General features: G+C 31.9%; 21 protein-coding genes. All 21 read right to left on the reverse strand.

Annotated features, from left to right (window positions below; translation table 11 throughout):
- Nucleotides 1-13 precede the first annotated feature (13 nt).
- A complete protein-coding gene (locus B8967_RS06140) occupies nucleotides 14-979 on the reverse strand; it encodes an MraY family glycosyltransferase (protein ID WP_084085196.1) in 966 nt (321 codons plus the stop codon).
- On the reverse strand, nucleotides 976-1,872 hold the full coding sequence (locus B8967_RS06145; protein ID WP_084085198.1) for an NAD-dependent epimerase/dehydratase family protein: 897 nt from the start codon (nucleotides 1,870-1,872) through the stop codon (nucleotides 976-978). The genes B8967_RS06140 and B8967_RS06145 overlap by 4 nt, the downstream gene beginning before the upstream one ends.
- A 1-nt stretch (nucleotide 1,873) precedes the next feature.
- Nucleotides 1,874-3,022, reverse strand: a complete 1,149-nt coding sequence (locus B8967_RS06150) for a glycosyltransferase family 4 protein (RefSeq protein WP_084085200.1) — start codon at nucleotides 3,020-3,022, stop codon at nucleotides 1,874-1,876.
- Nucleotides 3,023-3,033: 11 nt separating this feature from the next.
- A complete protein-coding gene (locus B8967_RS06155; protein WP_084085202.1) occupies nucleotides 3,034-4,164 on the reverse strand; it encodes a right-handed parallel beta-helix repeat-containing protein in 1,131 nt (376 codons plus the stop codon).
- Nucleotides 4,165-4,168: 4 nt separating this feature from the next.
- Entirely contained in the window at nucleotides 4,169-5,038 is an 870-nt protein-coding gene (locus B8967_RS06160) for a glycosyltransferase family 2 protein (protein WP_084085204.1), read from the reverse strand.
- Between the two features lie 8 nt (nucleotides 5,039-5,046).
- The gene (locus B8967_RS06165) at nucleotides 5,047-5,916 is read right to left on the reverse strand and encodes an alpha-1,2-fucosyltransferase (protein ID WP_084085206.1); all 870 of its coding nucleotides are present in this window, start codon (nucleotides 5,914-5,916) and stop codon (nucleotides 5,047-5,049) included.
- Entirely contained in the window at nucleotides 5,913-6,485 is a 573-nt protein-coding gene (locus tag B8967_RS06170) for an acyltransferase (RefSeq protein WP_084085208.1), read from the reverse strand. Before B8967_RS06170 ends, B8967_RS06165 begins: the two co-directional genes overlap by 4 nt.
- Complete coding sequence (locus tag B8967_RS06175) at nucleotides 6,472-7,347, reverse strand: glycosyltransferase family 2 protein (RefSeq protein WP_167449350.1); 876 nt, start codon at nucleotides 7,345-7,347, stop codon at nucleotides 6,472-6,474. Before B8967_RS06175 ends, B8967_RS06170 begins: the two co-directional genes overlap by 14 nt.
- A 3-nt stretch (nucleotides 7,348-7,350) precedes the next feature.
- A complete protein-coding gene (locus tag B8967_RS06180) occupies nucleotides 7,351-8,385 on the reverse strand; it encodes an EpsG family protein (protein WP_084085212.1) in 1,035 nt (344 codons plus the stop codon).
- Nucleotides 8,386-8,387: 2 nt separating this feature from the next.
- Complete coding sequence (wzx, locus tag B8967_RS06185; RefSeq protein ID WP_084085214.1) at nucleotides 8,388-9,734, reverse strand: O-unit flippase-like protein; 1,347 nt, start codon at nucleotides 9,732-9,734, stop codon at nucleotides 8,388-8,390.
- Nucleotides 9,734-10,810 (reverse strand): GDP-L-fucose synthase family protein, encoded by a 1,077-nt coding sequence (locus B8967_RS06190; RefSeq protein WP_084085216.1) that lies wholly within the window; start codon nucleotides 10,808-10,810, stop codon nucleotides 9,734-9,736. The genes wzx and B8967_RS06190 overlap by 1 nt, the downstream gene beginning before the upstream one ends.
- Before the next feature lie 9 nt (nucleotides 10,811-10,819).
- Nucleotides 10,820-11,878 carry a GDP-mannose 4,6-dehydratase gene (gmd, locus tag B8967_RS06195; RefSeq protein WP_084085218.1) on the reverse strand — a complete coding sequence of 353 codons (1,059 nt, stop codon included), beginning with the start codon at nucleotides 11,876-11,878 and terminating at the stop codon, nucleotides 10,820-10,822.
- A gap of 57 nt (nucleotides 11,879-11,935) precedes the next feature.
- Nucleotides 11,936-12,934 carry a mannose-1-phosphate guanylyltransferase gene (locus tag B8967_RS06200; protein WP_084085220.1) on the reverse strand — a complete coding sequence of 333 codons (999 nt, stop codon included), beginning with the start codon at nucleotides 12,932-12,934 and terminating at the stop codon, nucleotides 11,936-11,938.
- Nucleotides 12,934-15,294 carry a GumC family protein gene (locus B8967_RS06205; protein ID WP_084085222.1) on the reverse strand — a complete coding sequence of 787 codons (2,361 nt, stop codon included), beginning with the start codon at nucleotides 15,292-15,294 and terminating at the stop codon, nucleotides 12,934-12,936. The genes B8967_RS06200 and B8967_RS06205 overlap by 1 nt, the downstream gene beginning before the upstream one ends.
- Nucleotides 15,295-15,364: 70 nt before the next feature.
- A complete protein-coding gene (locus tag B8967_RS06210; RefSeq protein WP_084085224.1) occupies nucleotides 15,365-16,657 on the reverse strand; it encodes a nucleotide sugar dehydrogenase in 1,293 nt (430 codons plus the stop codon).
- A gap of 85 nt (nucleotides 16,658-16,742) precedes the next feature.
- The gene (locus B8967_RS06215; protein ID WP_084085226.1) at nucleotides 16,743-17,561 is read right to left on the reverse strand and encodes a polysaccharide biosynthesis/export family protein; all 819 of its coding nucleotides are present in this window, start codon (nucleotides 17,559-17,561) and stop codon (nucleotides 16,743-16,745) included.
- A gap of 37 nt (nucleotides 17,562-17,598) precedes the next feature.
- Nucleotides 17,599-19,527, reverse strand: coding sequence for a polysaccharide biosynthesis protein (locus B8967_RS06220; protein WP_084085228.1), 1,929 nt, complete (start codon nucleotides 19,525-19,527; stop codon nucleotides 17,599-17,601).
- A 128-nt stretch (nucleotides 19,528-19,655) separates the two neighbouring features.
- Nucleotides 19,656-20,792, reverse strand: coding sequence for a DegT/DnrJ/EryC1/StrS family aminotransferase (locus B8967_RS06225; RefSeq protein ID WP_084085230.1), 1,137 nt, complete (start codon nucleotides 20,790-20,792; stop codon nucleotides 19,656-19,658).
- A 27-nt stretch (nucleotides 20,793-20,819) separates the two neighbouring features.
- Nucleotides 20,820-21,278: a regulatory protein RecX gene (locus tag B8967_RS06230; RefSeq protein ID WP_174772365.1), complete on the reverse strand. Its 459-nt coding sequence runs from the start codon at nucleotides 21,276-21,278 to the stop codon at nucleotides 20,820-20,822.
- A 59-nt stretch (nucleotides 21,279-21,337) separates the two neighbouring features.
- Nucleotides 21,338-22,603, reverse strand: a complete 1,266-nt coding sequence (glyA, locus tag B8967_RS06235; RefSeq protein ID WP_047488328.1) for a serine hydroxymethyltransferase — start codon at nucleotides 22,601-22,603, stop codon at nucleotides 21,338-21,340.
- A 364-nt stretch (nucleotides 22,604-22,967) separates the two neighbouring features.
- Nucleotides 22,968-23,873: an NAD(P)/FAD-dependent oxidoreductase gene (locus B8967_RS06240; RefSeq protein ID WP_084085233.1), complete on the reverse strand. Its 906-nt coding sequence runs from the start codon at nucleotides 23,871-23,873 to the stop codon at nucleotides 22,968-22,970.
- Nucleotides 23,874-23,930 lie beyond the last annotated feature (57 nt).

The following is a 23,930-nucleotide window of genomic DNA, read 5'->3' on the forward strand; positions in this document are numbered from 1 at the left end:
AGGTTTTAATCTTTTATAAACTGTATTTCTTTTTTAAGCTCAATTTTAATCCCAGGTAAACGCCACCTGCAGGAATAAAAACAATTAATACAATAGCCCAAATTGGAAAGTGCGAATGTATTAAAAATATATTTATGAATAATTGTACTATAGCATAAACACTGCTGATAAGTAAATGAGAGACTTTTTCCTCATTCGCGAAAAGCTGATATAAGTGCCTTCTATGGGCTTCAAAAATATTTTCTTTTAAAAGTATTCTTTCAATAATAGTAAGTACTACTTCCATTCCGTAGATTGCCAAAAGTAAGATGTATTTATACTCACCTGTTCTCATGATCAGCAACGTAATAAGCCCGATTACCCAAAAGCCGATCCCCATACTTCCCACATCACCGGCAAAACATTTTGCTTTTTTTCTGAAATTAAAAAACAAAAAGACAAAGCATGCTAGTATAGGATAATAAATAAAATCATGATCAGTAAACTGAATAACCTCTCTGTTGATATACGCCAGAGAACCCAGGGTAACCAGACTGTAGATCCCTGTCATCCCATTAATACCATCCATAAAGTTATAGGCATTGAGTGTCCCTATGATCACAACAAATAATATAGGCCAGACCCAAAAAGGCATTAAGGCAAAGGCTCCGGTAAAATATAGCAGTAAAATAACTGAAATAAGATGGACAGACAGCCTTATTTTATTAGATAATGTCCTAATATCATCAATAAAACTTATTGTACATATCGCAAGCAGGCCCAGACCAAAAGACCAATACTCCTCTATTACCAAGCTGGGATTAAACAACCCAAAAATAATAAATGCAACAGGAAAGATAATTCCTCCGCCTCTTAAGGTAATCTGTGTATGGGCGCTTCTGTGGTTGGGTTTGTCAATAATATTATATTTATCAGCTATTTTAAAATACAACAGCATTACAATAAATAAGACAGTTATTATAATTATATATTCCATCATTTGTTTTTAAAGCTTTTTATTGTTTTAAAAAGGCCTTCTTCTGCGGATACAGGAAGTGTTTTTATATGTAAAGCATTCTTAATTTTTTCATTTGAAACCTGATAACTCTCTGTTAGCTTTTTCAATCTTTCGGAATTTAACGGTAATTTTAGTGCATCACCTAATTTTGCTACTGAAGAAATCATTCCGGAAGGTAGCCTCCACAGCTTGCTTTTTCTACCTGAAGCCTTTCCTATAATTTCTATCAAATCATTTGTAGAAATACTTTCATCATCAGCAAAATTATAAATTCCGGAGGGAATATCTTTATTTTTAAGTATTTCGTGTATTAAAAAGTTTAAATTGTCAATACTCAAAAATGAACGTTTATTGTCAAAAGCAGCTAATGGCCACGGAACACCCTTTTCTACCACTTTATACAAGAGATTCAGATTTCCTTTATTTCCAGGACCATGGATCATGCATGGACGGATAATAAAAAATCTCTTTCCTTCGGGAAGTTTTTTTGATAATAAATATTCTTCAGCCAAAAGCTTAGATTTTCCATAAGGTGTCTTAGGGTCGGATGCATGTCCTTCATCCAAAATTCCATCAACGGTATCTGCTGTTGCTTTTACACTGCTAAAATAAATGAAATCTCTGATATCCGAATCCACAAATTCATCAAAAAGTTTCTTGGTAAGCTCTGTATTTACTTTAAAGTATTCCTCGTCAGCCGAAGTATTTGCTGTGTCGTGGGCTTTTCCTGCAAGATGGATCAAAGCATTGAAACCATCATGGAGTTTCCAGTCATTCCTTAAGGATAAACCTGAAAAAAAACAATTCTGTTTTTCTAAATATTCCGATAAGTTTTGCCCGACAAATCCAGAGATCCCTGTGATAAGTATGTTCATTTTAATAGCCTAATTTTGTATGTATTATATCCCAAACTTTTGTTTCTTCAAAGTTTTCTCTCACAAAACTTCTGCCGTTATCTCCATGAAGTTGCTTCATCTCGGGATTTTCAATATAAAATTCTATTTTTTCTATAATATCTTCCGCATTATTCTTAATAAAAACACCTGTTTTATTTTCTATAATTGATTCAGTACATCCTGTAGCTTTAGTTATCAAAACGGGCAAATTCATAGAAGATGCCTCCAAAGAAACAGTGGGAAATCCTTCACGATAGGTAGGAAGTACAAAAACATCCATTAACTTGAAATATGGAGCTGCATTTAATACAAATCCTGTATTGATAATACGAGGGTCATTTTCAATCATCCTTTTTGATTCTTCGCTAATTGAATCTCTTTCTTCAATTGGCCCCACTAAAAGAAGCTTTATGTGATCGTATTCTTCTCTAAGGGTTTTCCATGCTTCAATAAGTTCATTAATTCCCTTATCTTTTACCAACCTTCCGACATACCCTATTACAAAATCTTTATCTGTAATTTTAGTGTTGTTCCTAATATCTTTTATCAGATACTCATCTTGTTTTTCCGGATTAAATTTATTTTCTGTATCTATTCCGTTACAAGTACCTAGGCCTAAAACTATATTTTTAGATCGTGCATTCAGGTGATCTGCTTCACTAATGGCTTTTACAGAGTTACTTACACAAACAACCTCGGTTGCTAATGTTCCAGAAAGTCTATCAATATTCTGAAGTAAAAATCTCTTAAGACCAGTACTGGTTTCATAAATGATACCATGTCTAAAATATATTCTGGTTTTTACACCAGACAAAGCTGCTGCTATCATTGAAACCATCCCTCCTTTAGGAGTATGACCTACTACTATTTCTATATTATTCTTTTTAATGAATTTATAGATTTTATAAATAGCTTTTAAATCAGTAATTGGACTTATATTTCGAGTAACATCTACAGCAAATGGTGTGTATTCCAGTGGCTCCGCCAGTTGAAAGAACTCTTCTGAAGGAGTACACCCAAGATAATAATCATTATTTGTTTTTTTACTAAGATATTTAAATTGCTTACCAAAAAAATGATTAATAACAAATGATACTGTAACAATGTGAAGAACTTTATAATTTTTCAATATGTAATGTATTAAAAGTTTTTCTTATTAAATATCCCCTTAGTATCTTTATTATCAGTTGTAGATATATTTTTGATATTAAGTTTAACCTGTTTATTGTCATTTTGAAGATCTACAAACCCGTTTTTCAAACTTTTCCAATTTCCATTTGTCACATTAACTGTTCCAGTGGGTTCATATTTCTTTTTATCCTTACTTGTTAATAGTCCAAAAGGATATTGATAATCATCACTAAAATAATTATCTATATTAATTGTTATATTTCTTTTGTATTTTGCATCATCTGTAGAAAATCCAAAAAGAACCACATATAATCCACCATTAAAATTATTTGATGTTATTACGTTCTTTAGGTTTACATTCTCAATGATATCTTTATGCCAACTAGGTTCTATATCAATACCAAACATTGGATTCGTACCAAACGTATTAGAAACCAATATATTATCTAAAAAGACATTTTTCCCAGATGTAATTGCAATTCCATTTCTTCTTGCAAAATCTACTTTTGCATCCTTGATGTGAATATCTTCACAATATCCTCCATCTTCTGAACCAACAAATATCCCTTCTCCCCAAGTGTCCTTGATATCTGAATTATAAACAAAAACTTTTTTTGAATTTCTTATTCCGATTCCTGCTCCCCATTCACCTTTATTATCTATATGTGTTTTTCTATCACCTATAATCTTAGGATTATATAAAGTGACATTTTCTACATTATAAATTCGGATAATATCATACCAGTCCTTGATATTCTCAATATCCGTTTTTGGGGAATGATCTGCCTTTGCGCGAATTTCAGATTGAGATTGGAAAAAAATTTTTGAATTACTCTTCAAAAAAAGTCCTTTACTATTAATTAATACAGGAAAATTTGGAAATTTAACATTCCTTTTTTCATTTAAAATTTTTTGAATAATTTCTGTATAATCTACATTTCCATTCCTAGAATAGTTTTTAGGTAATGCAAGTGTGAGGTCATAATATATGGTGTTATCCTTTTTGAGGGTAGTTTTTCTATTATTATAGGCACTCAACATAGACTTTGGTATATCTTTATACTTAAAGTCAGGTTCCTGGCAGCTGAAAAAGCTTGTTAATAGTATGTAACAAAAAATCAATTGTGCTTTTATTTTCATCTTATTATTTTTTTGCTAATGATTTTAAAAGAGGGTCATTATAATCCTGAAGAAAAATATTACCTGCTAATGTTTTATTTCTTCGTGCAATATAATAATTATCTAAACCTACTGTATTTATCAATAAAGCTAAATTACTTTTCAGATAAGAAGTCAAAATCATTTTCTTCTGCTTGAAGGGATGATTAGTTAGATATGGATTTTTTCTAAATATTTTTCTCTGCTGTTTTAAACGAAAAAGATATGTTTTAAGTTTGAATTTTAAGGGATCTCTATAAAAAAGTAATGGTTCTTCTATTATTTTAAATACGGAATTTTCTCTACTTCGTAACCATAAATCAAAATCCTCTGCCCCAATAAGTTCTTCATCATATTTATATTTTTTGAACCATTCTGTTTTACCTGCAACAGTAGGATGTATAAAAGTTATTGTTTTTAAAGCATCTTCGTATGATGGAGGTATTTGAGCGAGTCTAAACCCTATTACTTCGTTTAGATCACCAATTATGACTGCTGATGAACCAACAACGTCAACATCCGGATTATTCTCTAAAAAATCAATCTGTTTTTCCAGCCGGTTGCTAAACATAATATCATCAGCATCCATCCTAATGAAGTATTTTCCTTTAACCAAATCAATTTGTTGATTAAGGCGATAGGAAATACCTTTATTAAGGCCATCCACATATAATTTTATTCTTGAATCATTAAATGATTTTACAATTTCCACAGACTTATCTGTACTACCGTCATCAGTGATAATTAATTCAAAATTTGTATGACTTTGATTCAGGATAGAGTTTAATGTAAATTTTAAAAATTTCTCTGCATTAAACATTGGAATAGCAATCGAAACTAATATATTATCATTCATTTTATTCACTATAATTTAATCCAATCACCAGGAATGAAATATTTTACATTATCTTTTAAAAAATTCACATACCAATTCTGTGGCGCTATTACTGTTTTATTTTCATTTTTATTCAACCATGCAGCCCACCAACTGAAGGTACTGTTGGCTATAATTTGATTTTTGCATTTACTCATTAGCAGCATATCTTCAATAGCAGAATTTCCTTCAATAAAATTAAACTCACTTCCTTTAAAGTTATCCTTAGCCCATTCTTTATCTTCAGTAAAGATAAAAAAAACAGGGTTATCAATTTTTTCTTTAATCAGTTGAATTGCTTTCCTATAATAATCCATATCACATATATGAAATATTTTAGCATTTGCCGCAATATTCATGTAATCTCCTCTCCTAATATGGATACTTACAGAATTAGTATTTTTAATTTGAGAAATTAAGCTACTTAGCCTAGTCTCGGACTCTGTAGATAATTTTATCTTATCTTTTAACAACTGAGAAATATAATTAGGATATTCCTGATTCTGCCAATATCCATCATAATAACATTGATCTCTTAAGTCCTTTTCTACAGTATGGATATTTACACTTTGTATTTTATGTGTCTTATTAAAGACTGGAAATTTTTGAATCAATTTTCGCTCAATTTTTCTCAATGGGCCATTAAACATAAAATATTCTCCCTCCTCAAAACTATCCTCAAGATAAATAGGTAAATCAAATTTTTGAATATCTAATTCTCTTTTTGTAAAACTCTTATTTTCTATTTTAGTTTGAGAAAAATACTTCACATTAGTATTCAGAACTCCAGCAGTATATTGTCCAAATGCATACTGAAAAAGCTGGTTGCCTAATCCTCCTGATATTTTTACATAAATCATTTTTTCCTAAATTTTATAATAATTGAAGGGACACCTGCATTAATTGAATACATTTCTGTATCTTTTGTTACTACAGCACCTGCAGCTACAATACTTCCTTTTTTAATGGTAACACCATCCGTAATTACAGAGTTCGCACCTATCCATACATCATCCTCAATAATGATACCTTTTTCGCTTGATCCTTGTAAAATCATAGGAATATCTGTTTGCAAAAAGTTATGATTCCCTCCTGCAATCATACAATTGGGAGCAATCATTACATTTTCACCTATTGAAACAATACCATAAATTGAGGTACCAGGATTGATCTGTGTGTGATCACCTATTTCAAGTTTTAAAGGCCATAGGGTAACAAAAGGATTAATTTGAACTTTTTTACCCAAGCTTATATGTTTATGATTTCTTATTGAACTTCTTAACGATATGTATGATAAAAAACCTATTTTTTTGAATAAGAGAAGATGTATGGGATATAACAAAATCGTTTTTAAGGCTCTAAAAAAAACAAAAAAATATAAAAAAGGATTATGTAGAAGTTTGTATAATTTTGAACTATCTTTTTGCATAAATATATTTTAAAATATCTTGATAATCTTTTTTCTTAGATTTATTATTCGTTAAAGTAAAATAAATTAGTTTTATAGAATTTGAAAAGAGTTCTATATATTTATACTTCGTCTGACTGGATATATTAAAATGCTTTTTAAAGTAATAAAAATAGCTGTCAAACTCAGTTTTCATTTTAAAAAAAGTACTTGAAGATGCACCTTGTAAATGTATTATTTTAGCTTCAGGTACAGACATCATTTTCAGTCCTTTCTTTTTTATTCTCAGTTGTAATTCTCCATCTTCAACATACATAAAAAATGCAGGATCAAAACCACTTAATTCATCAAACAACTCTTTTTCCATTAACAAATCTGCTCCAATTACAATTGCTACATCCTGAGGTTTACCCGATTCATTAAACACATTATTATTCAGAAGAAATGACAAATGAAGTCTATAAGCTATTATTGAAAAAAGTGAAGGATAATACATTGAAAAAGAAAAATTTGGTTTCATATCTTCTGTAAACAAATTTCCACCACACGCTCCTATTTCTTTATTCTTATCTTTAAAATCAAATAATATTTTAATGGCATTATTGATAAGGATTGTATCACTGTTTAACAAAAAGACATATTTTCCTTTTGCATATGAAACACCTAAATTATTAGCTTTTCCAAAACCTAAGTTTTCATCGCTTTGAACAAAGATTACTTCAGGAAAGTTTTCTGATAGCATCTTATTAGGACTTTTAACTGAATTGTTATCTACTACAATAATTTCGTAAAGAAGATTTTCCGTCTTATCAATTATAGAAGTTATACATTCTTTTAAAAGCTTTTCTGTATTGTAATTAACAATAATAATTGAAACATCCATCATTTATGGTTTAAAAATACCTATATAAAAAAAGTTTAAATAAAAATAGGCAAAACTCACTGCAATCACAATAATTCTGCCTAAAAGATTAGGTCTTATAACTGAAAATACTATTGGTATGAAAAGAATATCTGCTACGGCAAATAAGTCTGCAATTCTTCCTGCATAAACAGGATTAAAAGATAGTGCAGCTAGAGAACCGATACTTAGAATATAAAATTTAAATAATAATATACTGTATTTGTTAATCTCCTGAAGTTTGTCCAGTTTATAGAATGCAAAATAAGCTATTGCAATTCTCATAATCTGCCATGCATTAAAAATATTCAACTCTGTTCCCTCTATGAAATCATATGCATTTACCTTGTTCTGCATAAATATGGGAAGAACATCCTGTATAGCTACTAAAACTCCTGATAAAAGAGTAGAAATAAGATAGCAAACAGGAATCACAAGTGCATAGACTTTCTTATTAATCTTGGTAGGGTTTATAAACCAGAACAAGAAAACAAAAAATGCGGAGTAATGAAATAAAAATGCGGTTAAGGCTAGAATTAGAAATACCTTCCAATTTCTGTCATACAGTGGTTTAATACATAATAATATTAATCCTGATGCAACTCCTGCTCTAATTTGGGTCATATCCTGCAATAAAAACAAATATGAAAAATACACCAATAAAGAAAGCAAGGGGAGATCACTGTATTTTTTTATTGCATAGATTTTGGTACTTACTCCTAAAAGTGCATAGATAAAGATAAAGTAATCAAAATCTAGATTCCAGACCTTTTTAATAAGATATAAGGCAAATCTAAAGGATGGTTCTTTTGATTCTGTTTCATGTTTATCCGAAAACATATAGTAGTACATTTCGTAGTCTCTATCAAAAAAAGGAGGTCTTAAACCTGCAATAAGAACTAAGCCTATTCCTACAAAAAAAATTAAAAAATTTCTGAATGGAAGTTTTTTATATTCTAAAATGCCAAATAAAGCAATAAAACTAAGAAAAAAATAAGAGACTATAATTAATTCTGACATTCCTATTTCTTTTGTAATATTTGTAAATCTTTTATCACTTCAAAAGGCCATTTCCACCCCTGATATATCAAAGTAACTACTAATGGAACTACAATCATTCCCAGTACATTATTTCCTAAGAAATTAAAATATGCTAAAAGCCCTAATACAATAGCTACTCCTGAAATCATTGAAGCCTTAAAAAAAGGCACATGATTTTTAGTTACCAAAACTGCACCTGCCATAGAAACATTAGTTTCAATTAAAGATGAGATTAAAAGTAGCACAATCAATGAGGAAAGAATAAGCTGTGTTTTACTATGCAAAAGATCTAAAATATAAGGCCCTACTATGACTATTATACACCCACAGATTAAATAAGTAAGTACCATAAATAGCATTCCTCGTTTATAGATATTTCTAATAAACTCAATATTGTTTTTAACTCTTGAATCTACAATTTTAGGAATATAAGTTAATATATAGATACTACTTAATCCCGAAATCACACTTACTAATTGTATTGTTACCCCATAAGAGGCTATGTCTGTTAGTGCCAGGTAAAAAGACCCAATAATAAGTGATGATTTTGTGACCATAAACCCGCCCAATGAAGTTAAACCCATTTTGATTGCGTTTGGGGAAATGGATTTAAGAATATCTTTTTGCTCATTCCCCTTACACTCACGTAATTTTTCTGTAATTTCTGAATCATAAAAGGCACGATAAGAAAGAAAACGAATAATTAAAACTGAAGATAACTGAGCTGCAACAATAGCAATAAGTCCTAAATTAAACCAAATTAAAATAGTCGCCAAAAACAGATAAACTACCTGCCCAATAACATTAATCTGTTTCAATCTTTTAATTTTCCCTCTTCCTTCCAAAAGAGAATCATAATAAAGTGTATATAAATTGTAAGAAGTTATAACACATAGAATCCCCCAAGAAATATATACTTCAGTATGAGAGTTATTATATTTTTTCAATAGTGTGAAGATATAATAAGTTCCCAGTGTGGATAATAAAAAGAAGCAGACAAGAGCCAATCTGGCATAAAACCATCGCATAGCATTAATCAATCCCTTCAATAAAGAATAACTTACTCCTTTTTCTGATTCATTTTCAAATCCATATGATTGCAGCTTTTTCACACCACTAAAAACGTAGGTTACATTTCTTGCGAAAGAAGGATTAAATCCAAAATCCAAAAGATATGAAAAAGCTGTAATAGACATAAAAACCGTCCAGATTCCTACTGTTTCTGAAGGCATTTTATTTAAAATAACCGGTAGTAATAATGCAGAAGAAGCAATCTTAAAAAAGGTTGCTAAATAATTCCAAATAATATCACTTCTTCCAATATTCATTAAACTAAATTATTAATATACCAATTATACATTTCCTTTACTCCATTCTCAATCTCAACATTGTGTTTCCAACCCAAAGAATTTAGCTTTGATACATCAACTAATTTTCTCATTGTTCCATCTGGCTTAGAATCGTCAAAAAGAATATTTCCTGAAAAATTTATTTCTCCAGCAATCAGGAATGCAAGATCTTTTATTGTTAAATCTTTTCCTGTTCCAATATTGATATGGGTATTTCTGATCTCTTTTTTATCCGCAGTGACATCTGTAAAATTTATATTTTCCATTAAGAAAATACATGCATCAGCCATGTCCTCACTCCATAAAAACTCTCTCATAGGTTTTCCTGTACCCCATAGCTCTACTCTATCTTTTAAAATACCATATTTTGCAAGAATACTTTCTATAGCTTCACTACTATGACTACCTGAAACTCCTTCTACAGGTCTTTTGTCTAAGTCTTTTCGTACTGCTTCCCAATCATTGTTCATTAATGAATTGGCTAAATGTATCTTTCTGATCATTGCAGGAAGCACATGGCTTTTTTCAAGATCAAAATTATCGTTAGGGCCATACAAGTTTGTAGGCATTACAGAAATGAAATTTGTTCCGTACTGAATGTTGAAACTTTCACACAATTTAATCCCTGCTATTTTAGCAATTGCATAAGGCTCATTGGTATATTCCAATATATCTGTAAGCAATTCTGTTTCATTAATAGGTTGGTGAGCTTCTTTAGGGTAAATACAAGTACTCCCCAAGAAAAGAAGTTTTTTTACATTATGCTTATATGATTGATAGATTACATTTTGTTGAATCTGGAGATTGTTATATATAAAGTCAGCCCTATAAGTATTATTTGCCATAATCCCCCCCACATATGCAGCCGCTAAAAAAACATACTCTGGTTTTTCATCTTCAAAAAACTTTTCCGTAACATCTGCATTCATCAGATTAAGTTCTTTTGATGTTCTTCCGATTAGATTTGTATATCCACTTTCTGAAAGCTGCTTCCATATTGCAGACCCAACCAATCCTTTATGCCCTGCTACATATATTTTGCTATTCTTCTCCATTGTATATAATTAACGTTTTTTTACATATTCAAGATCATGTTTCACCATGATTTCTACCAATTCATCAAATGATGTTTGTGTAGGGTTCCATCCCAAAAGGGTTTTAGCCTTGGTAGGGTCACCTAAAAGCTGATCTACTTCTGATGGTCTGAAATATTTTGGATCTACTTCCACTAAAACTTTATCTGATGCACTATCAATTCCCTTTTCATCAACTCCCGTTCCTTCCCAACGAATTTCTATATTTGCAACTTTAAAAGCTTTTGTAATAAATTCACGTACAGTATGCATTTCTCCAGTAGCAATTACAAAATCTTCCGGTTGATCATGCTGCAACATAAGCCACATACATTCTACATAATCTTTGGCATATCCCCAATCTCTTAAAGAGTCAAGATTTCCCATATAAAGCTTCTCCTGAAGTCCTTGAACAATCCTAGCTACTGCTAACGTAACTTTTCTGGTAACGAAATTCTCACCTCTTCTCTCACTTTCATGATTAAAAAGAATTCCATTTACAGCAAACATATCATATGACTCTCTATAGTTTTTAGTAATCCAAAAACCATACTGTTTTGCAACACCATATGGACTTCTAGGATAGAACGGTGTAGTTTCTTTTTGTGGAACTTCTTGAACAAGACCAAATAATTCAGAAGTGGATGCCTGATATATTCTTGTTTTTTTCTCCATTCCTAAAATCCTTATTGCTTCTAGCAGTCTTAACGTTCCAACAGCATCAGTTTCTGCAGTATATTCCGGTACATCAAAACTAACTTTAACGTGGCTTTGTGCTGCTAAATTATAAATTTCATCAGGTTGGGTAAGTTGTATAACCCTCATTAATGAGCTAGAATCAGTCATATCTCCATAATGTAAGTTAATTGACCTTTTTTGGTGCATATCTCTTACCCATTCATCGAAATAAAGATGTTCTATTCTATCAGTATTAAAAGATGATGAACGACGAATAATACCATGCACTTCATATCCTTTTTCAATTAAAAATTCAGCTAGAAATGATCCGTCTTGTCCTGTAATTCCTGTGATTAATGCTATTTTCCCCATATTTGTATTCTAAATTCTTTAATTATTATTAAGCTATTACAACCTTTATTTTCTAAACTATGTTAAATCTGATTTTTCTTTTTCTAAAGTTTCGTATATATATTTTACGTCTTGTGAGTTTTCTTTATTTAAAACCAATATAGCATCTTTAGTATCCACAAGGATGGAATTTTCAAGACCTATAAATTGAACAAATTTTTCTCCATCTCCTATGTACATATTTCCATTTTCATCAACTGGATAATTATTTCTTATAAGATAATCGTAAAGAGAATCGAAAGCTCCTAAATCTGACCAAAAGAAATCTGATCTTACCATTTTAATTTTTTTACTTCTTTCCATCACCGCATAGTCAATACTTTTGGATGGAATAAGCTTCATAAAATCTGGTTTTATAGCTGCATTCTCGGTTTTATTCTCCCAGGCATTTTTAGCAGATACGAATATTTCATGATCGTACAAAAACAATTCATCAAGCATTGTTTTTGCTTTAAAACAAAACATACCACTATTCCACATAAATCTACCACTTTTAACAAACTCAATAGCAGTTTCTCTATTAGGCTTCTCCCGGAATCTCAATACATCATCCCCTTCATATTCAATATAGCCATAACCTGTTTCCGGTCTTATAGGATTTATCCCGAATGTTGCTATAAATCCTTGCTCAGCAAATGAAATAGCATTCTTAATTGCTATTTCATAAACATCGTCATCATCAATTATATGATCAGAGGGTGTTACTAATAAAACATCATCTTCATCTGCCGCAAAACAAGCCAAAGCAATAGCTGCTGCAGTATTCCTAGGTAATGATTCTGTAATCGATAAAACGGGTAAGTCTAAATTTTTAAGCCATTTCTCACCAATTTTAAAATTTTCAGAATTTGATATAACAATTAAACTATCAACAAATTTTTTATTTCTATTAATGGTTAAATTAAACAAAGAGTTTCCCTGAAACATTTCAAGATACTGTTTGGGATTTTGTTTTCTGGACAACGGCCAAAGCCTGGAGCCAACCCCTCCACTTAAAATTACATTTTTTATAGACATTATTTATTAAATATTTTTTGCCACCATTTCATTTCTTCTGCATTATATCCATATCCATATTTATTTCCATACCCTAAGAAGTCTTTACTTACATCATTTAAAACAAATGCAACATTTTTAATTTTACTTGAATTAATATTACTATTAGCAAATTCAATTAAGGCTTTTTCTGTATAAGCAGATCTGGAAACGTATAATGTCACGTCAGCAAGTTCAGCAATAAGGAAGGAATCAGTAACAAGCATAAGAGGAGCTGTATCTAATATAATATAATCATAATTACCTTCAAGTTCTTTGATTAGTTTTTCATATCGCCCATTTGTAAGAAGTTCTGTAGGATTCGGAGGAATACTTCCAGAATAAATTACATCCAGATAAGGGTTAAATGTTGATACGTGTACAATATCCTCTACTTTTGTTTTATCATCGTATAGATATTCAGTAAGTCCTAGTAATCCTTTTCTTGCTGTATTATATCTTTGAAGCTGAGGATTTCTAATATCAGATCCAATAATTAATACTTTTTTATTAGGAGTAGCTAATGTAAGAGACAGATTTACCGAAATAAATGTTTTTCCTTCACCTTTTACTGTAGAAGTTACAAAAACAATTTTTGCTTCTTTCTTTTTGGGCAACATAAAATTCATATTGGTAATAAGAATCCTGAATGCTTCTGCCAATGGGGAAAGATCATTAAGTTTTACCAATTCATCCTGCCCTTTATTTAAGCTAGGAATTTCTCCAATTACAGCCTTACCATGAGAAAGAGTTTCTAAATCATGCTTAGATTTAATTTTATTATTTAATAACTCTTTAAGATAAATTAATAATAAGGGAATAAGTAGGCCAACAATCAATGCACCTCCTAAATAAACAATTTTTTTAGGAGCTACCGGCTTTAGAGAAGCATATGCATAATCTACAATCCTTGCTTTATCTGCGGTGACTGCCAAAGAAATAGCTGTCTCTTCTCTTTTCTGCAATAGAAGTAAATATAAGTTTTCCTTTATCTGTTGTTGTCTCTCAATACTTCTAAATATCTTCTCCTGAGCAGGAATCTTTGTAATTTTTGAACTAATCTTATTTTGCTCTCCTTCATATTGGTTTTTAGCTAATTGAATTCCAGTTCTATTTTTAATAAGGCTTTCCATAACAGAGCCTTTTAAAGACGAAATCTGTTTATTAAGATCGATAATTAGTGGGTTTTGAGGAGTTGCATTTTCTAATAAACGGTTTCTTTCCAGTACCAGCTGATTGTATGCAGAAATATTAGCTGTAGCAGTAGTATTATTTAAACCAATATTGGTAGGCAGAACCTGACTATTATTTTGTCTACCCATAAAATCAATCAATGTATTGGTCAGTTCAAGCTGAGATTCCAGGTCAATCTGTTTTGCTCTTGCTTCTGCAGAAACTTCAAGATTAATTTTAGCTTCTGTTACCAGATCAGTAATCTGATTATTTGATTTGAACTTTTCCTTTTCATTTTCTACCTGCCCCAATTCATTCGAAATGATATTGATTCTATCATCTATAAAATCTTTTGTTTTTTTTGATTCTGAATTTTTATCTGAAATAGCTTCGTTATTATAAGCCTCTACTAATTTGTTTATTAGATCTTTGGCTTTAAAAACATTGGCATAGTTAAGGGATAATCCAATTACTGTAGCATCTTTATTTACTAATGCCACATTTAATATTTTCTGTAAATTATCTACGGCACCATCGACCGTTGAATAAGTCATATAAATATCTCTTATTTCACCAGCTTCGAATTTATTGAACTGGGAATTTTTCAATATCATTATATTAGCATAAGGAAGACTTATAATTTTATTAAATTGAGTTTTAACCTCAGGTAATTCATCGCTAGATAATGTTATATTATCACCAGAAATTTTTATTAAAACAGGTTTTTTAGGTCCTTTTGTAAAGGCCTTTTCATTAACTACTTCAATAATAATAGGAGATGTGCTTTTGTAAAGTTCTTTTTCTGTTAAGCTATATTCTGTGTAAACCGAAGTTTGTAATCTTAACTGCTTTACAACTTCCTGCATTAACTTTTTAGACTTAAAAATTTCTATTTCATTCTCTATACTATTGGTTCCCATACCCCCCAGACCCGACAGATCCTGAAGAACACCAAAATCACCCGCTACAGAAGGCACTTTTTTAGCGTCCTTAATAAGCACCGAAGACTTGATACTATATATTGGCGTAGCTAACTTTAAATAGAAATAAGTAATAACCAAAGAAAATATAGGGACAATAACGAACCACAGCCAATTTCTTAAATAGGGTTTAATTATTTCCTGAATATTAATTTCTTTTTCCGATTCTTCAATAACTGGATTATCCATTATTTAATTTTAAATTTTACAAATTATTCTGTTAAAAAACAACAGATATTTATTAGTTTTATTATTTTAGTTATAGTCTAGCATCTACTAAACTTCTATCGATACAAGCTTTAGTGTCAAAGATAACGCTATCTTTCTTCTTTAGTTTTTCAAAATCTAAGGTAAGAAATTCTTTATGGGATACAGCAACTATAATAGAGTCATATTTTTTATCTTCCGGAAGCTGGTCAAGAATACTTATACCATATTCATGTTCCACCTCGGATTTATTTACCCATGGATCAAAAATATCAACTCCAATTCCGTAATCTATTAATTCATTATAAATATCAATGACTTTGGTATTTCTAACATCAGGACAATTTTCCTTAAAAGTCACTCCTAAAATTAGCGCATGTGAACCTTTAATAACATTGCTTTTTGCTATTAATAATTTCACCACTTTTGAAGCTATAAACTTTGCAATTGAGTCGTTTACTCTTCTACCGGATAAAATAACATCCGGATGATATCCCAATTGCTCTGCTTTATGCGCTAAATAATATGGATCTACAGAAATACAGTGACCACCTACTAATCCAGGTTTATATTGTAAGAAATTATACTTTGTACCAGCAGCTTCCAGAACATCGTGAGTATCTATTCCCATCCTGTCAAAGATAAGAGCTAACTCATTCACAAAAGAAATATTCACATCTCTTTGGGCATTTTCAATCGCTTTAGATGCTTCAGCAACTCTTATGCTGGGAGCTTTATGGGTACCTGCTGTAATGATTGTTTTATATAGATGATCTACTTCTTCTGCAATTTGAATAGTAGATCCTGAAGTTACTTTCTTTACACTTGTCAAAGTGTTTATTTTATCCCCAGGATTAATTCTTTCTGGAGAGTATCCTACAAAAAAATCTTCATTGAATTTTAACTGAGAATACAGTTCTAATATCGGAACACATTCCTCCTCTGTACAACCGGGAAAAACAGTAGATTCAAATATAACAATATCTCCTTTTTTTATAATCCCACCAAGCATTTTTGATGCTGTAAGTAACGGATTTAAGTCAGGAGCATTATATTTGTCTATGGGAGTTGGTACAGTGACTATAAAAATATTACAATCTAAAAGTTCTTTCAGTTCACTTGTACCATGATAACCTATACTTCCGCCAGATTCTTTATAGGAATTTAAGCCATCATTAAGCTTATGGAGATCCGCTTCCTGTGTTATATCGTAGCCATTATTAAGCTGGTTAATTCTGTCTGCATTAATATCAAAACCCAAAACCGGATAATGACCTGCAAACTCCAAAGATAAAGGTAACCCTACATATCCTTGCCCAATAACAGCTATTTTATATGATTTCATTTCTTTGTGATTTTATTAGAAGAGCCTTTATCTTTACTTTATAATACAATTTATGTAAAGTTGCATTTATAGATATATAATACTCTTACTTTTTAAACAAACCAACCACTACGGCAAGTGCAGTGACAATAACAGAAGCTGCTGTCAGATAAATCGCTGTATTAGGGTTTTGCTTAGAAGCTATGTCTTTTGCTTTATTTGACGGAACAATAACAGCATCCCCTTGCTTCAAGTTAAAATATGGGGAATTAATAAGGTTAGCGTCCTGTAAATTAATTTTACCATGGGTAACTGTTCCGTTTTCAGTTCTTATTACTAAAATATCAGTCCTTTTACCATACATGGTTAAATCCCCTGCAAGTCCCAAAGCATTGAGGATAGTAGCCTGTCCATTAGATATGGTATAGTCTCCCTGTTTATTAACCTCACCTAAAACTGTTATTTTAAAATTAGCAAGTCTTACACTTATCGTCGGATTAATAACATATTGACTTACTTTATCCTTAACTTCATTTTTAAATTCTATAAGTGATTTACCTTTTGTATCAATCTTACCAAGTACAGGAAAATCTATATTCCCTTCAGTGTCTACAATATATGTAGGTCCAGAAATGGTTGTCATTCCTTGGTTAGGAGTATTTCCTCCAGCAAAATTATTTGTTTGAACTATTTCAGAAGAAGAATAGTTTTGATTGAATGGTTTTACTACATCCATATCTTTTGCAGTAATCAAAACCACTAATTGATCACCAGTTTGTATAGTAGAATTAGAATTTTTAGCAGATGATTCTATTGCAACATTTTCTATATTCTGCATATAATTTAAATCATTCTGGGCATTTTCCTTTACCTTACATGACATTAATAAGAATACAAAAAATATTCCTAATATTTTACTTTTCATATTTTAAAATTGTGCAAATATACACTTATATTTTTTTCTATTTATCTAAAACTTCGTAGATTGAATTATTGCTTATAAATTCAGGAACGATGAGCTTCAGAATTTTAACAACCTCTACTTTTTCTTTATTGACAGAGGCCTCTCCAATCAAATGAACAAGACTCTCTATTTCTGAAAATGACATGGTAGGATCTTTAGAAATCATGATCTTTTCATTATGGGTAGGAAGAGTTTTTGCATTGTCACTCAACAGTTCTTCGTATAGCTTTTCTCCCGGTCTAAGTCCTGTGTAAATAATCTTAATATCAATATTGGGTTCAAATCCTGATAATTTGATCATTCTTCTGGCCAGATCCAGAATCTTCACCGGCTCACCCATATCGAAAACAAAAATTTCACCTCCCTGTCCCATTGTTCCGGCCTGAAGAACCAGTTCGCAAGCCTCTGGAATAGTCATGAAATATCTTACAATATCTGGATGGGTGATTGTTACAGGTCCTCCAGCTTCAATCTGTTTTTTAAAATGTGGAATAACAGAACCGTTTGACCCCAGAACATTCCCAAATCTTGTGGTAATAAACTTCGTTGAATTTCCCTCAGCATGTTGTAAAGACTGAACAAATAATTCTGCAGCTCTTTTAGAAGCTCCCATAACATTAGTAGGGTTTACAGCTTTATCCGTAGAAATCATCACGAATCGGTTTACTTTGTAACGACTGGATAAAACAGCGATATTTTTTGACCCTAAAACATTTACACGAATCGCTTCATTGGGATTGTCTTCAACAAGAGGTACATGTTTATAGGCTGCAGCATGATAGACCATTGAGAAATTATACATTTCGAATAACGGCTCTACCCTATGTATATTGGAAACATCTGCCAAAACAAATTTAAACCTGATATGAGGAAACTTATCTTTCATTTCAAGCTCAATATCATATAACGGCGTTTCAGCCTGGTCTAACACCACGATTAAAGAAGGTGTAAACTGAGCAACCTGTCTTACAATTTCGCTACCGATAGAACCGGCACCACCAGTAACCAGTACATTTTTACCGTAATGTCTGCTTTTGACTTCTTCGTTTTCAATTTTTATAGGCTTCCTGTTAAGCAAATCTTCAATTTGAAGATTTCTGATTGATCCTCCCAGATCACTGTCTCTTAGTTTTTGCACAGAAGGAGCTTTGAAAACATTCAGGTCTTTTTCCAGAAATAAATTCACCCAGGAATTCATCTCATCCTTAGCCATCATTTCTTTTACAATAATAACTCCGTCAACAAGAAGGTCATCTTTGGTATTTTCTTCAATTTTTTCTTTTGCATAAATAGGCTTCCCTAAAAGCGACGCCCTTTTTGAGTCCGTTCTTTGTGTCAGGAAACCTACAACCTGGTAAGGAAGGTTAGGATTATCCAAAATAGCCCTCGCGATAGCAATGGACTGTTCATCAATCCCCAACACAAGGATTCTTTTTTTCAACGTACTTCTCCTATACTCTCTGACAATATGAAAAAATTCTTTGACATAGAGTCTAAAAAGAAATAATCCCATAAAGGATATAACAAAGTATAAAACTAGATAGGGGGTTAAAATGAATTTGCCTCCAGTAACCCAGAAATACATCAGATTAATTGTCGCAACGACAAATAATGTAGAGAAGCAGGAAACAAGAAGTTTAAATAAGTCTATAAATGTGGAATGTCTGATAATCCCTGCGTATGTTTTAAAAAAATACATAAATGCTGTATTTACCAAAATGATAAAAGCAAAAACAATACTTTTCTCTTCATGATAAATAAACTCTTTTTGGGTAATTTTTTCAATGATATACGTAGAAAGAAATAAGGATACTACCAAAATAATAATATCTATTACGAGTATTATCCATCTGGGAAGATATCTTACATCTGAGAGATTGACAACATTATCTCCTCCAAATATTTTTTTTCTAAGAGAGTTATACATTGTCTTGATTGGTGTTCATATGTTATTAAATGTGGTACAATTTCTAGCCGCTTAATTCAACTCACATTGAATCATTCGTGCAAAATTAAAATAAAATATCATCAATATCCTAAATCTAAAAAATAATTTTACTTTCTTAGATTTTTAAGGACATCAGCAATTCTATTTTTATCTTCAGCAGAAAGATTGGTCCCTGACGGCAAGCATAAACCCGCTTCAAAAAGCATACCACAAATATTATTCCCAAAAAACCTATACCCTTTATATAAGGTTTGCAAATGCATAGGTTTCCATAAATATCTGGTTTCTATATTATTCTCAGAAAATATTTTTTTTAATTTTTCTTTTGTTATTCCATAATTATTTCCTCCAATGGTGACAGCGTTCAACCAATAATTAGAAAAAAAATCTTCACCTGGTTCTTCTAAAAGACGGATGGTTTCATCGTTTCCAAGGATATCCTGATAAAACTCATGGTTTTCTCTTCTCTTTAGTACCCTGTCTTCTAAAACATCCAATTGCCCTATTCCTATCCCTGCAGAGATATTACTCATTCTATAGTTATATCCTATGTCTGAATAGCTGTAATACTCTTTATTTTCGTTGGCCTGGGTAGAAAAAGAAAGAGCTCTTTCTTTATTTGTTTTGCTTCTCGATATTAAAATCCCTCCACCTGAAGTAGTAATAATCTTATTTCCGTTAAAACTAACCACAGACAAATCTCCAAATGTTCCACAAGGTCTATTTTTATATGTACTGCCTAGAGCTCCGGCACTGTCTTCAATAACAGGAATTTCATATTTCCTGGAAATTCCAAGGATTTCATCTACCATAAATGGCATTCCATATGAAGAGACGGCAATGATTGCCTTCGGCTTCTTGCCTTGCTGAAGGCAATATTTAACAGCATCCTCCAAAGCATTGGGACACATATTCCAAGTAGAAGCTTCACTGTCTACAAAAACAGGAATTGCTCTCTGATAAAGGATGGGGTTAGCAGAAGCTACAAAAGTAAAGGACTGGCAAATCACGAAATCACCTTCTTCGACATTCAAAAGCCTCAATGCAAGATGTATTGCCGCTGTCCCGGAAGACAAAGCTGTCACGAAGGAATCTTTGCCAAAATAATTTTCAAGTCTTTTTTCAAACTCATCTATATTTGAACCGTACTGAGAAACTCCGTTTGTATCCAGTGCAGTCTGTATATATTTCAGCTCGTTACCTCCTAAGTGCGGAGGTGACAGCCAGATCCTATTCTTTTCCAATTTGTGTGTTTTTTGTTTAGTTTATGTTTATTCAAAAATATCATTTATTTTCTCATATTCAAAACCTCTGCTCATTAAATATTTTATAGTTTTTGATTTTCTCTGATATTCCTTAAGTCCTGTCTGTTTAGAGAAGTAATCTTCGTAGATTCTTGTAATGGTTTTCACGTAATCATCTTCATAAATTTCGTCAAAACACATATTGATCAGTTTTTCAGAAATCTGTTTCTGTTTAAGATTCATTTTGATTTTATTCTTCCCCCAGTGTTTGATATAAAACTTCCCTCGGATATAACTTCGTGTAAACCTTTCTTCGTTCAGATAATTTTCTTTCAGAAGATACAATATGATTTCCTCCTTTGCCTCTTCAATAAGCAAAAATTCTCTCATTTTCTGCTCTACTTCAGCATGACATCGGTCCTGATAAACACAATAGTTCACCAATTTCATTTTAATTTCATCAAAAGTAAAAGATTTCTTTTCCATATTTACAAAAAAAAGAATGAGCCTTTGCTCATTCTTTGTATTATATTGTTTCTGTTATATTAATAATTGAATAGAGCTTTTCCTTCCATTAATTCATTAACCTTCTTTCTTACAGATCCAAGAACCTCTTCATTTTTAATATTGTCTACCACATCAGAAATAAATCCGGCAATGGTATCCATATCATTTTCCTTAAGTCCTCTTGTTGTAATCGCTGCCGTTCCTAATCTGATACCAGATGTTGTAAATGGTGATTTGTCATCAAAAGGAACCATATTTTTGTTACAAGTAATATCGGCAAGAACTAATGCTTTTTCAGTTTCTTTACCATTTACTCCCTTATTTCTAAGATCTACAAGCATCAGGTGATTATCTGTACCTCCGCTCACAATGTCAAATCCTCTGTCGATCATTGCTTTGGATAACGCCTGAGCATTTGCTTTAACTTGCTTTGCATATGTCTCAAACTGCCCATCTATAGCTTCTCCGAAAGCTACTGCTTTACCGGCAATCACATGCTCCAAAGGCCCTCCCTGGATTCCTGGGAATACAGCTCCGTCCAATACCTGGCTCATCATTTTAGTTTCTCCTTTTGGAGTTTTGTGACCGTATGTATTTTCAAAGTCTTTCCCCATCATGATCATCCCTCCTCTTGGACCTCTTAACGTCTTGTGCGTAGTAGTCGTTACTACGTGACAATGCTCAAATGGTGAATTTAATAATCCTTTAGCTACTAATCCTGCAGGGTGTGCTATGTCTGCCCAAAGTGTTGCTCCAATTTCATCAGCGATTTCTCTGAATTTAGCATAATCAAGATCTCTTGAATATGCTGAGAAACCTGCAATCATCATTTTGGGTCTTTCTCTTAAAGCGACTTCCCTCATTTGGTTATAATCAATAAGCCCTGTTTCTTTTTCTACACCGTAAGAAACCACTTCGTATTGAATTCCTGAAAAATTCACTGCAGAACCATGAGTAAGGTGTCCTCCCATTGAAAGGTCCATTCCCATAATTTTATCTCCAGCTTTCAAAACAGCAAGATAGATGGCTGCATTGGCCTGAGAACCGGAATGTGGCTGAACATTCACATAATCTACTCCGAAAAGTTCTTTTGCTCTGTTGATGGCTAATGTTTCAACCTCATCTACCACTTCACATCCCCCGTAATATCTTTTTCCGGGATATCCTTCAGCATATTTATTTGTCAGTACACTTCCCATTGCTTTCATCACGTTTTCAGAAACAAAATTTTCTGATGCGATAAGCTCTAATCCATGGGCTTGTCTTTGTCTTTCCTTTTCAATCAGGTCAAAAATAATATCCATTTTACTTTTAGTTTTTGAAATTTTTCACCCCAAATGTACGGAATTTCCCTTGAGATTTTGGTATCAAATCATATGATTTTTAGCCCCTAAGTGTTGTAAAACCTTATCGGGAATATATAATTATAAATTTCCTGCCCTAAACCGGTGACCATAATTTTTAATCCGATTACAAACTTTCCAAAATAAACCTCTGTTGTGATTGCATCTGAGAAACAAGTATTCAACAATTTTTTTTATTCTTTACCTCTTGAAAAATGGAGGCTATACAGAAGGACAACTCGTTAACGAAAATAACTTTCCATTACAAAATTTCACAAAAATTCCCCATAGAGTTGTTATGGGGAAAGTAATATCTGGAAACTTGTTAAAACTCTTCTTCCGAAAGTTCTTTATTGGCAATAGCTCCGGCAAAATTACCTTGCGCAATAGCATTAGCTACAGATCTCATCATGGTAACATTATCCCCACAGGCAAAAACACCGGGAACATTTGTTTTCTGCATAAAATCTACCTTTATAAATCCTTGCTCCGTTAATTCGACCCCCAAATCAGCCGAGACATTTAGATGTTGTTCAAAAGGTATTTTAGCGTATAAAGCTTTTAACGAAACCGTTTTTCCGTTTTTAAAAATGATGTTCTGAATATATCCGTTCTCATGTTCTATACTTTGAACTTCATCCTCGTTGATGTTAATTCCATTCCGATTCAATTGGGCGATCTGCTCCGGAGTGAGCTTAGTTTTCCCATTGGTAAACAGGGTTAGCTTTTTAGTTAAGTTAAAAACCAGTTTTGAAAATTCAAAAGCCATCTCCCCATCTGCAAGAATTCCTGTTACCTCATCTTTTACTTCATAACCATGACAATATGGACAGTGTATTACGGAAATCCCCCAACATGCTCCAAATCCTGGAATATCAGGCATTAGGTCTTTTACTCCGGAAGCAAGAATAAGTTTTTTAGTCCGGAAAACCCCATTATAAGATGATTCTACTTTAAAACCCTCAATTTCCTTAGTTATTTTCACAACGGTACCATTATAGAATTCTACAGTATGATAGGCTTTCACCTGCTCCCTTGCTGCATCTGATATTTCTTTAGGAGTGTTTCCATCATGCGTAATAAAGTTATGCGAATGTGGAGTTTGTTTGTTGCAAGGTCTTCCATTATCTATGATTAAAACATTTCTTAAGGATCTGCCCAGAGCCATTCCTGCTGATAATCCGGCATAACTCCCTCCTATTATGATGACATCAAATTTTTTACGTTCCATATGCTTATTGCTTATTGCTTATTGCTTATTGCTTATTGCTTATTGCTTATTGCTTAT

It is taken from the genome of Chryseobacterium sp. YR221, assembly GCF_900176315.1.
GTDB lineage: Bacteria > Bacteroidota > Bacteroidia > Flavobacteriales > Weeksellaceae > Chryseobacterium > Chryseobacterium rhizosphaerae.

Bases quoted from the DNA above. Each gene is read 5' to 3' on its own strand.
- B8967_RS06180 (WP_084085212.1), bottom strand. From the start codon at position 8,385: ATGTCAGAATTAATTATAGTCTCTTATTTTTTTCTTAGTTTTATTGCT.
- B8967_RS06175 (WP_167449350.1), bottom strand. From the start codon at position 7,347: ATGGATGTTTCAATTATTATTGTTAATTACAATACAGAAAAGCTTTTA.
- B8967_RS06215 (WP_084085226.1), bottom strand. From the start codon at position 17,561: ATGAAAAGTAAAATATTAGGAATATTTTTTGTATTCTTATTAATGTCA.
- B8967_RS06140 (WP_084085196.1), bottom strand. From the start codon at position 979: ATGATGGAATATATAATTATAATAACTGTCTTATTTATTGTAATGCTG.
- wzx (WP_084085214.1), bottom strand. From the start codon at position 9,734: ATGAATATTGGAAGAAGTGATATTATTTGGAATTATTTAGCAACCTTT.
- B8967_RS06145 (WP_084085198.1), bottom strand. From the start codon at position 1,872: ATGAACATACTTATCACAGGGATCTCTGGATTTGTCGGGCAAAACTTA.
- B8967_RS06165 (WP_084085206.1), bottom strand. From the start codon at position 5,916: ATGATTTATGTAAAAATATCAGGAGGATTAGGCAACCAGCTTTTTCAG.
- B8967_RS06210 (WP_084085224.1), bottom strand. From the start codon at position 16,657: ATGAAATCATATAAAATAGCTGTTATTGGGCAAGGATATGTAGGGTTA.
- B8967_RS06200 (WP_084085220.1), bottom strand. From the start codon at position 12,934: ATGTCTATAAAAAATGTAATTTTAAGTGGAGGGGTTGGCTCCAGGCTT.
- gmd (WP_084085218.1), bottom strand. From the start codon at position 11,878: ATGGGGAAAATAGCATTAATCACAGGAATTACAGGACAAGACGGATCA.
- B8967_RS06160 (WP_084085204.1), bottom strand. From the start codon at position 5,038: ATGAATGATAATATATTAGTTTCGATTGCTATTCCAATGTTTAATGCA.
- B8967_RS06170 (WP_084085208.1), bottom strand. From the start codon at position 6,485: ATGCAAAAAGATAGTTCAAAATTATACAAACTTCTACATAATCCTTTT.
- B8967_RS06230 (WP_174772365.1), bottom strand. From the start codon at position 21,278: ATGGAAAAGAAATCTTTTACTTTTGATGAAATTAAAATGAAATTGGTG.
- B8967_RS06220 (WP_084085228.1), bottom strand. From the start codon at position 19,527: ATGTATAACTCTCTTAGAAAAAAAATATTTGGAGGAGATAATGTTGTC.
- B8967_RS06240 (WP_084085233.1), bottom strand. From the start codon at position 23,873: ATGGAACGTAAAAAATTTGATGTCATCATAATAGGAGGGAGTTATGCC.
- glyA (WP_047488328.1), bottom strand. From the start codon at position 22,603: ATGGATATTATTTTTGACCTGATTGAAAAGGAAAGACAAAGACAAGCC.
- B8967_RS06155 (WP_084085202.1), bottom strand. From the start codon at position 4,164: ATGAAAATAAAAGCACAATTGATTTTTTGTTACATACTATTAACAAGC.
- B8967_RS06205 (WP_084085222.1), bottom strand. From the start codon at position 15,294: ATGGATAATCCAGTTATTGAAGAATCGGAAAAAGAAATTAATATTCAG.
- B8967_RS06190 (WP_084085216.1), bottom strand. From the start codon at position 10,810: ATGGAGAAGAATAGCAAAATATATGTAGCAGGGCATAAAGGATTGGTT.